Here is a 12,212-nt window from a genome sequence, read left to right on the forward strand (position 1 = left end):
AAAAAGAAAAAGATACTGGAGGGGAAATATGAGTAAAACATTTGAAAAATTAGACTCTTATTTAGAAAAAGGCAAAGCCTTAAATGCAGCACTTATCTTATTTGAATGGGATTTGGCTACGTTGGCACCGGAAAAAAGCGATAAGAATACATCTGATTTTATTGGTATTATTTCAGATCAATACTTTAGTACATTGATTAATGATGAAGTAAGGCAATTATTAGAAAAATTAGAACAGGAAGAAGAGCAAAAAGAACTTTCTGAAATAGAAAAGGCAATTGTAAAGGAAGTAAGGAAAAGATATGAAGAATTAGAATCCATTCCGCAAAAGGAATATCGTGAGTTCTCTGAATTAAAAGCAAGGGCAACTTCCGTTTGGGAAAAGGCCAAAAATAAAGGAGATTATAAAGCATTTGAGCCTACTTTAGAAGAATTGATTCAATATCGTAAAAAGTTTATTCAATATAGATTTGACGAGAAAAAGCATAAAAATCCTTACGATGTTTTACTGGGGGATTTTGAACCAGGATTTGATGTGGAACAGCTAGATGAATTTTTTAATCAAATAAAAGAAGAGTTGGTTCCTTTTATTCAGGAAATATTAAAAAAGACAAAAGATGTGGATAAGGCATATAATTTTAAGGAATATAATCTTGATAAACAAAGAGAGCTTAGCAGATTTTTGGCAGAGTATGTTGGCTTTGATTTTGAAAAAGGTGTATTAGCAGAGAGTGCTCATCCATTTACAACAGGACTTCATAATCACGATGTTCGAATTACAAACCATTATTTTAAAGATAACTTAGAAAGTGGTATTTTTTCTGTAATTCATGAGTCAGGACATGCAGTTTATGAAATGCAGATTTCAGATGATATTACAATGACAATGGTAGGAGAAGGTACTTCTTTGGGAATGCACGAATCACAGTCAAGATTTTTTGAAAATGTAATTGGAAGAAGTGAAGCTTTCTGGAAACCATTATATCATAAGTTACAGGATACATTCAATGAGCAATTAAAGGATATTAGTTTAGAAAAATTTCTAAAAGGATGTAACAAGCCGGAAGCAGGTTTAATTCGTACAGAGGCGGATGAACTTACTTATCCACTTCATATATTGATTCGCTATGAAATTGAAAAAATGATTTTCAATGATGAAGTTGAAGCGAGGGATTTAGCAGAGATATGGAATGAAAAGTATAAAGAGTATCTTGGTGTGACACCAAAGAACGATGCTGAAGGAATATTGCAGGATATTCACTGGGCAGGAGGCGATTTTGGATATTTTCCATCTTATGCGATTGGAAGTGCAGTAGCTGCTCAGATTTATTATCATCTATTGAAGGTCATGCCTTTTGAAGAATATTTAGAGCAGGGTAACCTAAAAGCAATTCGCGAGTATCTGAAAGAGCATATCCACAAATATGGTATGATGAAGAATACAAATGAAATATTAAAGGATATGACTGGTGAAGAATTTAATCCAGCTTATTATATTCGGTATTTAAAAGAAAAATATACAAAACTATATGAATAAAAAATACTGAAAAATTGAGAATTATAAATGAGGAAATGTTATTTCTTAATTAAATATAGTGGAATATGGCACTCAACCATCCACTTGACGATTGAGTGCCATTCTTTATTCTTCTACAATTTCACTATTGAAATCTAAAGTGTCTTTATCTTCCATTAGTTCATGAAGTTCATCATCTGTCAGATGATTGTTGGAAGATTCCCCGGCAGAGATTACCTCAATATTTTCTTTTGAAATTTCTGCAAGGCGTTCACTCTCTTTTTCCTGATGTTCATGAATTTTTTTATCTGCGAGAGTATCCATATCTGTTAATTTATAAATATCGCCTAATTTGCATTGATAAAATTTTAATACATTTCCACTTTCTAAAGCAATGGCATCTGCATTACAGCGATATGGATCACGTTTATAGGGAAGATTGTCATACATAGAGGTATCCTCCACGAGAGATGTATCAAAAGGTTTTAACTTCACAGATAGGTTCACCCCCTTTTTCTTTTGTATTATAAATTATATAACTTTTTAAAACAGAATACAATCATTATTATATAGGAAATAAGACTATTTAATTTTTTAAGTAATTCAATCCTTTTTGAATTTCTACAACTACAATTGGAAGAAATGATAGGAAAAATACAGCAATCCATTGAAGTAAAGTTAAGCTTTGTACTTTAAATATACTTGCAAAAACAGGGTATTCTACAACTAAAACTTGTAATATTGTACATAAAATAAAAGAAAAGGTAAGTCTTATATTACTGAAAATGCCTGTTTCAAAAAGAGAACGGGAGCTTCGCATGTTGAATGAATGGAAAAGCTGGGAAAGGGCAAGAACAGAAAAACACATCGTTCTTCCTAAAGTAAGCGAGCCATTTCCATCAATTTTATAACCACAGATAAAAGCTGTCAGAGCAAGAAAGCCGATAAATAAGCCTTCCAAAATAATGTTAACGACTAAGCCATCGGCAAATAATCCTTTTTGCGGGTCAACAGGAGGGCGTTTCATAATCCCTTTTTCGGGTTTTTCCGTTCCAAGTGAAATTGCCGGTAAAGAATCTGTTACAAGGTTAATCCATAATAACTGGACAGCAAGTAATGGGGTTGGAAAGTTCAGTAGAATGGAGGCAAGGATTGTGAGAATTTCTCCGATGTTACTGGATAGAAGAAAATGAATGGATTTTCTAATATTATCATAGATTCCACGCCCTTCTTTTACAGCAGTAATAATGGTAGCGAAGTTATCATCGGTCAAAATCATATCGGCAGCGTTTTTTGCTACATCAGTTCCGGTCATACCCATAGCACATCCAATATCAGCAGTTTTCAATGCCGGCGCATCGTTTACGCCATCTCCGGTCATGGCGACAACGTTACCTGTTCGCTGAAAGGCTTTTACAATTCGCACTTTATGTTCAGGAGAAACACGAGCAAATACATTATAGTGCTGAATGTTTTCTTCTAATTGTTTCTCACTCATCGTGTCCAATTTAGCACCATTGATTGCTTCGTCGGAAGAATGGAGAATTCCGAGTGCTTTTCCAATTGCAGAGGCAGTTGTAATATGGTCGCCTGTAATCATAACAGGACGAATGCCTGCCTCAATACAAGTTGCAACAGCTTCTTTTGCTTCAGGACGTGGAGGATCAATCATTCCAATCAGACCAACAAAGGTTAAATTCTTTTCATAGTCTTTGTCATGGATGGAAACAACGTCTTTATAGGCAACGGCAATAACACGCAAAGATTGTTCTGACATTCTTTGATTAAATTCCTGTAATGTTTTTTTATAGGAAGAAGTAAGAGGAACTGATTTTCCATTTATGTAGACTGAGTTACACAATGGAAGAAGCATATCAAATGCCCCCTTTGTAATAACTTCATAATTTTGGTTTTTCATATGTATGGTTGTCATACGCTTTCGAATGGAGTCAAATGGAATTTCATCAACTCTGCGATAAGTAAGGTCGAGCTTTAATTTTAAAATTCCTTGATTTTCGGCAGCTGTGGTAATTGCAACTTCGGTTGGATCGCCGGTAATAATCGTTGATTCATGGTTTTTTGAATGTTCAATATTAGTATCGCTACAACGTGTTGCTAGCGAAAGGAGAAAATTACCGAAAGCAGAGGATAAATTTTCAGCCCCGTTAATAGAGTAAAGTGTTGTAACCGTCATTTTATTTTGAGTTAAAGTTCCTGTTTTGTCAGAGCAGATTACGGTTGCACTTCCGAGTGTTTCTACAGCTGGAAGTTTTCTCACAACTGTATGTTTCTTTGCCATTCTTTGTACACCTAACGAGAGCATAATTGTAATAATCGTTGGAAGTCCTTCAGGAATTGAGGCAACTGCAAGGCTTACACTTGTCATGAACATATCAAAAATTGGGCGACCTTGTAGTGTGCCAAGAATGAAGATAACAGCACAGATAGACAAAGCAAGGATACCAAGAATTTTTCCGGTCTTTGCTAGTTTTTTTTGCAGCGGAGTCTGTGGTGTTACATCTTCCATAATTAATTTTGCAATATGCCCTACCTCTGTATCCATTCCGGTTGCAGTGACAATAGCAGTACCACGACCATAAGTGACAATACCTGTGGATGGGACGAAATTAGTTCGCTCTGCCAGTGGAGTATTTTCTTTTAAAACACAGTCTGCGTTTTTTTCCACAGGATGGGATTCTCCGGTTAGTGCTGATTCGTCAACTTTTAAATTAATCGAGGTGAGAAGTCGTGCATCGGCTGGGACATAGTATCCGGTTTCAAGAAAAATAATATCGCCCGGAACTAAGTCTTTTGCCGGAATTGTCATATGTGTTGAATCACGGAAAACAGAAGCATTTGGTGCAGAGAGTTTTTTTAACGCATCAAGAGAATGTTCTGCCTTTGTTTCCTGAACGACACCGATAATTGCATTTAAAATAATAATTGCAAAAATGATAATTGGGTCTACATAATCGGTTTCTCCTTTTAAAAAAGAAACGAGAAATGATATGATTGCGGCGATAATTAAAACAAGAATCATAAAATCTGCAAACTGACTAATAAACTTTAAAAGAAGGGATTGCTTTTTTGGGGATTCTAATTCGTTCGTCCCATATTTTTTCTGCCGTTTGGCAGCTTCTTTTGATGAAAGCCCTGTACTGTCGTCCGTCTGCAAAGATTTTAACGTATCTTCTGCGGAATGATAATGATAAAACATAATAGCTCTCCTCTTTTACATATTTTACAGTAGTTATCACTTTTTTTATTTATATGTACTTAAAAAATGAAAAAGACCACATTTCCTTCTTTTGGAACTTTGCTGAGAGAAAAAGCATATTTTGAAAATAAAAGGCATGAGAGTGAAATTATGTTACTAAAAAATATTGTTTTGGCGATTTCATTGAGCATAGATTCCTTTGGAGTTGGGATGTCCTATCGAATAAAAGGAGTTAAAATTACTTTTCTGGCAAAGGTAATTTTAGGAATAATGTCTTTTGGAATTACTTTTCTGGCTTTAAATCTCGGTGAGTGGATGGTACAATATTTTCCACCCGATATTTTACGAATTTTAGGAACGGCAATTTTAGTTTTAATCGGTATTACATTTATTCATAGAGGAATACAAAGTAAAGAAGAAGCGTTTTGCGATATGGATCATTCATCTAGTATTGAATTATGGGAAGCAATTCTTTTAGGATTTGCATTATCTTCAGATACAATCAGTACTTGTATTGCTATCGCCACATTTCCATTGGATACAAGAATTCTTCCGCTATTTGTCGGAATTCTTCAGGCTGTTTTTTTGGATGTTGGTTCAAAGGTAGCAGTATCCTTTGGGAGATTTACTAAAAATAATGCAAGAATTTGTGGAATCTTTTCGGGAGTGTTATTGATTTTTTTAGCAATACTGCAAAACGTTTAAATGATGATATTATTCTAATCGTTCTAAATTTAGGAAAATATATTTTAACTGCTGATAGATAGTAAGGTGCTAGAAAAGAAGAAAGTAAAAATTTGGTATTTCTTCTTATCTGGCACTTTTTATTATAATAAATTGTTCCCTTTTAAAAATAAGCTATTCTGATTGTAGAAAAGTTTTTCTAACGAGGAGTTATTAGTTAAGAAAGTATTCCAAAACTATTAAGTTTAACTATTTTGTTTTAAATTCATTGACACATAAACAACATATTGTTATTATAAACTAATGAAAAGAATTAAGTATCTGAATATAGCGATACTTGGATGCTTTAATGAAAGAAAAAACAAAAGTTAGGAGATAGTTATGAAACGTTGTAAGAGAAAATTACACATTTGGCAGATTGTATTAATGTTAGTTGTAATTGTTACAATTGGTTCTTTGGGATTGGAAAGTAAAAGCTCCTCTGCAGCTTCTGGTTATCCTTATCTGATTAAAGTAAATCGTCGAATGAGTACAGTTACTATTTATGCAAAAGATTCAAATGGTAAATATACAAAGCCGGTTAAGGCAATGCTTTGTTCACCAGGATATGAAACGCCATTAGGAACATTCCGTACACCTGCAAAATATCGTTGGCATGTATTAATGGGGGATGTATGGGGACAATATTGTACTAGAATTCATGGAGGAGTGCTATTCCACTCTGTATGGTATTATGAAAAAAATCCTGCAACTTTATCGAATCGCCAATATAATAATTTAGGAACGATTTGTTCTCATGGCTGTGTTCGTTTAAATGTAGCAGACTGTAAATGGATTTATGACAATTGTCCAATTGGTACAACTGTTGTTATCTACGATTCCAGTAATCCTGGACCACTTGGAAAACCAAAGGGAATTAAAGTAAGTGAAGCTACTAAAATGGGGTATGATCCAACAGATATTTGGAGCCCTGGCAATCCTTATGTAAAGAAAAATCCTGTTATTAATGGAACAAAGGATATTACAGTAAAATATGGTCAGTCTGTAAACTTAAGAAAAGGTGTAACAGCGAAATCTTCAACAGATCAGGACATTACATCTTCCATTAAAGTTAAGATTACATATAATGGAAAAACAGTAAGCAAAGTAGATACAAAGAAAGCCGGTACATATAAAGTTACATATTCTGTAACAGATAGTACAAAACGTACTGTTTCAAAAACGATAGCATGTAAAGTAATTGATAATGTAAAACCTGAGATTTCAGGTGTTAAGACAATTTATTCGAATAAGGCAATTGACCGCAGTATTGCAATTAAAGGTGTAACAGCTACATGGCATGGCAAAAAGGTTGCAAGCAGTAAGATAAATGTTAAAATTAAGAAGTTAAGTTCTCAAAACGGATTAGTTCGTTATCAGATTACTTATAGTTATAAAGCTTCGAATGGTTTGTCTGTAACTGAAACAGCAAAAGCATATTATGATAAGAAGGCACCGGTTCTTTCAGGTATTCAGAATAAGACAATTACTTCTGATACAAAGGTTACAAAGGCATATGCTTTAGAAGGTGTTAGTGTAGAAGATAACTATAGTACATTAGCTATAAAAGATATTAAGGTTACAATTAAGAAATCTGGTAATAGCTATAACGTAACCTATTCTGTTTCTGACAAGTGTGGCAATAAGACAACTAAGACGGCAATTTATAAGTTAAAAGATGAAATTGTAATTACTGGTGTGAAAGACCAGACAATTACAAAAGATGATGTGATGGATGAAGCACTTGCATTAAAGGGTGTAAAGGCTACAATCAATGGAAAGAATAAAACATCTGAAATTGAAGTTGTCATTTCTGCATTAAAAAATAATCAATACACGGTAACGTATACAATTGTTGCTCCAGATGGACAGTCGAAAACAGAAACAGCTGTTTTTACAGTAAAAGTAGAAGAAATAACGAATGATAAGCCAGATGATCAGACAAATCAGGATTTAGATTCTGGGGATAACGCAGCAAATGATGGAACAACTGAGAATGGAACGGTAAGTCAGGAGCAGGCGAATAATAATAAATAGAGTAGTATAAAATGATGTTGGGGTCAAAAGATATTTTGACCCTGATACCTACGGATGACTACGCACTTTGTGCTCCCATCATCCTAAAAACATTCGAAATCCGCCCTACTCGGGATACTTTCTCATGTTTTTACGGGTCTCAAAGTCATGCTTTTTCATGCTAGCACGAAAAGCATGACCTTTTGACCCTGGTATCATAAAATATTAAATTGAGGGGATGTGTTTTTGCATGCCCTCAATTTAATATTTAAATCAGTAATTTTATCTTATAGAAATAAAGTGCTATTTGTGCAATAATAAAGGCGAAGAATTAAAATAAGAGGAGTGTTGTATGAAATTTATATCATGGAATGTAAATGGGTTAAGAGCCTGTGTCCAAAAGGGATTTTTAGACTATATGAAACAGGTGGATGCAGATATTTTTTGTGTACAGGAAACAAAGCTTCAAGAAGGTCAGATTGAATTAGAGCTTCCTGAATATTTTCAGTACTGGAATTATGCAAAGAAAAAAGGTTATTCTGGTACTGCTATTTTTACAAAGAAAGAACCATTGTCTGTAAAATATGGTATGGGAATCAAAGAACATGATGAAGAGGGAAGAGTTATTACTTTGGAGTATGAAAGTTTCTTTTTTGTAACTGTTTATACACCAAATTCTCAAAATGAACTGGCACGACTTCCTTACCGAATGAGTTGGGAGAAAGTATTTTTAGCTTATTTAAAAGAGTTAGAAACACAAAAACCGGTCATTTTTTGTGGTGATTTGAATGTGGCCCATAAAGAAATTGATTTGAAAAATCCAAAAACAAATCGTAAAAATGCTGGATTTACTGACGAAGAGAGAGAAAAGTTTAGTGAATTATTAGAAGCAGGGTTTATTGATACTTACCGATACTTTTATCCTGACAAAGAAGGAGTATATTCATGGTGGTCATATCGCTTTCAGGCAAGAGCAAAAAATGCAGGCTGGAGAATTGATTATTTTTGTGTGTCCAAATCATTGGAAAAAAAGTTAGTTAGTGCCGATATTCATACTGAGGTGTTAGGTTCCGATCATTGTCCGATTGAACTTATCATAAATAATTAATTGAGAAAAGGAGCGGTGCTTATGAACAAAAGTGTATTTCACAAATTATCGTATGGAGTTTATGTTGTTTCTACATGGGACGAGGGAAGAGCCACAGGATGTGTCGCAAATAGCATTATGCAGATTACTTCGGATCCTGCAACAATTGCTGTAAGTATGAATCATAATAACTATACACATTCCTGCATTGAGCAAACGAAAAAATTTGCAGTGTCAATTCTTTCAGAACAGTCAGATCCATCGATTATTGGAACATTTGGTTTTCAATCAGGAAAGGAAGTTAACAAATTCGAACAAGTGGAGTACGAATTAAAAGAATACATGCCGGTATTGAAGGATTGCTGTGGCTATATTGTATGTGAGGTCATTGATAAGTTAGAAACAAATACACATACTGTATTTTTGGGAAGAGTAGTAGAAGGAGATTTAGTGAATAACGAAAAGGAAATGACCTATAATTACTATCATAAGGTAGTAAAGGGGAAAAGCCCCAAAAATGCTCCAACTTATATTGAAGAAGAAGCAACCAAAGAAGAAATTAAGGAAGCAAAATATGTATGTGGTATTTGCGGATATGTATATGATGGTGAGATTCCATTTGAAGAATTGCCAGATGATTATGTGTGTCCAATCTGTAAACAGCCAAAGCGTGTATTTAAAAAGCAATAGAAAATAAGAAACAATAAAATAAAAGGAAATATTTACTAATTGAATTACTTTGAAATAAGTAGTATAATATGAATGTTCCGTTATGGAACAAGAGAGTGTTATACACTTTCTACTCCCACCCTATTATACGCCAAAGCAGGCTCTGAGGATTTTATCCAAGGAGCCTGTCTTTTGTTGGAAGAATTTTTTAGAAATAGGATAAAAAAATAATAAAAAGTACTTGCAAAATAAAAATTATTGTGTTATAATAAATAAAGATTGTGTTTTATACACTTTCTACTCCCACCCTATTATACGCTTGAGCAACCCCCTTAGAGTTATTCTAAGGGGGTTGTTTTGTCTGTTATTCTTTTATTCCACATTTTTGAGTGCTTGTTCCATTGGAATTTTTTTGATTCTTTTAAAATCTAAAATCATAACAATGAAATATCCGATTAAGACAAATGAAAACATTTTTATATATCCAAGAGGTTCGATTACATATCCATACCAGCCACTATAACTGTACATAATTACTTTCCATGCCTGTCTCATAACCAATGTTCCTAAAACGACACAGATAGCATCTGAAACAATAAGAACGATTGTTGTGGAAAATAAATATAAGCTTGCAATTTCTTTATTTTCATAGCCTAAAATTTTTGTCATAGAAATTGCAGTTTCGTTTTTTTCAATGATAAGCTTGGTAAGAAGGTATATCAATACAGCTGATAAAATAACACATAAAAATTGAAAATATTCCATATAGGAGCCCATGGAATGGTCCAGCTGATCACACATTTTAGTAATATCCCGTTCGGTAATCACTGTTGCAATATTTTCTCCTTTAATATCTGTAATTTTTGAATCAGAAATATAGCCGCTAAATTCTTTTTTATCTAAATCAAATACAGTCTGATAGTTTTTGATTGGCATGAATACAGCAATAGTCTGACATCTGTCATAAATTCCTGCAACTTTAAAATGATACTGTTTATTTTCGTATTTTTCATCCAGAGTAATAGTGTCACCTGTTTGCAAATCATACTTATCTCGAAAAGATGCAGAGATATAAACTTCATTTTCTTTTAGAGATTTTAGATTGGCTATCTTTATATAACTGCTGTTATCAGAAATTCCATATACACTAATTTCTTCATTTAATATATCACTTTTTCTTTGCAGTGATTTTGTATTGAATTTTTCAGCATCTGTATTTTTGGTAACAAGTACATTTCCGTTTTCATCTTCGTATGATTTTAGTATATATTGATACTTTGCAAACATCATGTCAGAAGTATTTTCCTTGTAAAAATTAAGTGTGTCAGGCATTCCAACTGCCATTGCAAGCATTACCATAATAAAGAAAATACCGATAAAAAGAATAACATAATTAACCATGTTTTGTAACATGATGCGCAGGCGGAACCGGTTAAGAAATTTCCATGCTGGAAGTTGTATTGCCCTTTTTCGTCTGGATTTTTTTAAATCATGTCGTAAAAATTGTAAAGGTGAATGTTGTATCATTTTAGTTATAACGATAAGGTTTACTACAAACATCAGAATTACAGGAACCAGAGTAGTTTTGAAAAATGCATCGGAATTCCAGATTGTTTCATAGGTTGGAAGACTATAGCTGTTATAATACATTGATACTACTATATTTTTAAATAGTGAATATCCAAGGACATTTCCAATACATGATGCAAGAAACGTTACGATGACTGGCATGGAAATATAGTGCCTGATTAGTTCGCCCTTTGTGTAACCTAAGGCACGAAGGGTGCCAATTGTTGATGATTCTTTTGTGATTGTGTTACTGATTGTAATAGCAAAGATAAATGCAATAATTATAATCAGGATATATAAAAGCACACCACCCATTGCCTCGTCGGAACCCATGTCTTCGGTTGCAAAATTGATTGCCGGATTTGCATATGCCGGAACATAATCTTCAATTTCATTATCACTGACAACAGTCTGTGTGAGTAAAGCTTTCATGAAATGGTCAGATTGCTTCTTTTCGATTTGTTCATTTTTTGGTGTATGATTATATTTCCAGGCATATGTATAATGAATGGTCTGGTTTAAACGTTCAAAACCTTGTTCTGTTACCATTGCTACATCAAATTTTAAAGCATCAAACATCAAATCTGTACTCTTTTCATGCAAAGTGGAATAGTTTACATAAGCAATTAATCCGACAACTTTGTAGGATTGTCCACCTACTGTGATTATGTCATTTACTTTAATTCCAACATTATCTGCATGCATTCGGTCAATCGCAATTTCATTTTTTTTAGATGGGAAATTACCTTCCATCAGGCATGCCTGATTTATGTTATCTGTTTTTGCATAAATTCGGATTGTTCCGTCTGATGTACCATCATTGTTGTAATCCTCTTCTTCATTTCTATAAAAAGTTTCATAAATTTTTACCGGAACAGCTTTGAAGTCAGGAGCATTTAATTCATATTTTTCTTCTGCATCGGCATATTTTTTATTAATCTTTTTTAAAACTTTTGCCCATGCTTTATCATATGCTTCCTGATATGCCTTATCGTATGCTTTATCATAGGCAGCCTGATAAATGCCTGTTTGTTTTGCCTGTGCAAGCTGTGCACCGAATTGGGCATTGAATTTTTTTGTGAATTTTTTCTTAAATTCTTTCTCAAATTTTTGTTTTGCTTTATCAAGGTAATATTGTTTTATATTTGCCTTTTTTCCTGATTGAATTGCAGAGATTAATTTTTTGTCTGCTTTTTTATTCAGTTCGAAATGGCCATCTTCCAGTTTGTATTTGGATACACCTGTATCTGCGGCTGTCATCATACTTTCGTTTGCAACATACATTCCGGACACAAATCCAATTGTGAGAATCAGAAACAAACTTACTACAAGATATTTTCTCCAATCTCCAAGCAATTCTTTCGGGATTCGTTTCATGAGTGGATTTTTCATTTTTTTATTTTTCATAATTGACA

The 12,212-nt window shown here is 33.5% G+C and carries 8 protein-coding genes; 5 read left to right on the top strand and 3 right to left on the bottom strand.

What is annotated here, in order from left to right:
* Positions 1 to 28 precede the first annotated feature (28 nt).
* Entirely contained in the window at positions 29 to 1,537 is a 1,509-nt protein-coding gene (locus tag FYJ58_RS06280) for a carboxypeptidase M32 (protein WP_154518838.1), read from the top strand.
* Between the two features lie 105 nt (positions 1,538 to 1,642).
* Here FYJ58_RS06280 and FYJ58_RS06285 read toward each other — a convergent pair whose 3' ends face one another.
* Both FYJ58_RS06285 and FYJ58_RS06290 read right to left on the bottom strand, forming a co-directional pair.
* Positions 1,643 to 2,011, bottom strand: a complete 369-nt coding sequence (locus FYJ58_RS06285; RefSeq protein ID WP_154518840.1) for a hypothetical protein — start codon at positions 2,009 to 2,011, stop codon at positions 1,643 to 1,645.
* 91 nt (positions 2,012 to 2,102) lie between these two features.
* The gene (locus FYJ58_RS06290; RefSeq protein WP_154518842.1) at positions 2,103 to 4,733 is read right to left on the bottom strand and encodes a calcium-translocating P-type ATPase, PMCA-type; all 2,631 of its coding nucleotides are present in this window, start codon (positions 4,731 to 4,733) and stop codon (positions 2,103 to 2,105) included.
* A gap of 66 nt (positions 4,734 to 4,799) precedes the next feature.
* Here FYJ58_RS06290 and FYJ58_RS06295 point away from each other — a divergent pair, with 66 nt between their 5' ends.
* The 4 genes from FYJ58_RS06295 to FYJ58_RS06310 all read left to right on the top strand — a co-directional run bounded on the left by FYJ58_RS06295 (position 4,800) and on the right by FYJ58_RS06310 (position 9,249).
* Positions 4,800 to 5,438 (top strand): manganese efflux pump, encoded by a 639-nt coding sequence (locus tag FYJ58_RS06295; protein ID WP_154518844.1) that lies wholly within the window; start codon positions 4,800 to 4,802, stop codon positions 5,436 to 5,438.
* Positions 5,439 to 5,798: 360 nt separating this feature from the next.
* A complete protein-coding gene (locus FYJ58_RS06300) occupies positions 5,799 to 7,493 on the top strand; it encodes a L,D-transpeptidase family protein (RefSeq protein ID WP_154518846.1) in 1,695 nt (564 codons plus the stop codon).
* Positions 7,494 to 7,824: 331 nt separating this feature from the next.
* Complete coding sequence (locus FYJ58_RS06305) at positions 7,825 to 8,580, top strand: exodeoxyribonuclease III (RefSeq protein ID WP_154518848.1); 756 nt, start codon at positions 7,825 to 7,827, stop codon at positions 8,578 to 8,580.
* A gap of 21 nt (positions 8,581 to 8,601) precedes the next feature.
* Positions 8,602 to 9,249 (top strand): flavin reductase, encoded by a 648-nt coding sequence (locus FYJ58_RS06310; protein WP_154518850.1) that lies wholly within the window; start codon positions 8,602 to 8,604, stop codon positions 9,247 to 9,249.
* Between the two features lie 351 nt (positions 9,250 to 9,600).
* Here the strand turns inward: FYJ58_RS06310 and FYJ58_RS06315 are convergent, their stop codons facing one another.
* Positions 9,601 to 12,204 (bottom strand): ABC transporter permease, encoded by a 2,604-nt coding sequence (locus tag FYJ58_RS06315; RefSeq protein ID WP_154518852.1) that lies wholly within the window; start codon positions 12,202 to 12,204, stop codon positions 9,601 to 9,603.
* Positions 12,205 to 12,212: the final 8 nt, after the last annotated feature.

The organism is Velocimicrobium porci (genome assembly GCF_009696045.1).
In the GTDB taxonomy this organism is placed as follows: domain Bacteria; phylum Bacillota; class Clostridia; order Lachnospirales; family Lachnospiraceae; genus Velocimicrobium; species Velocimicrobium porci.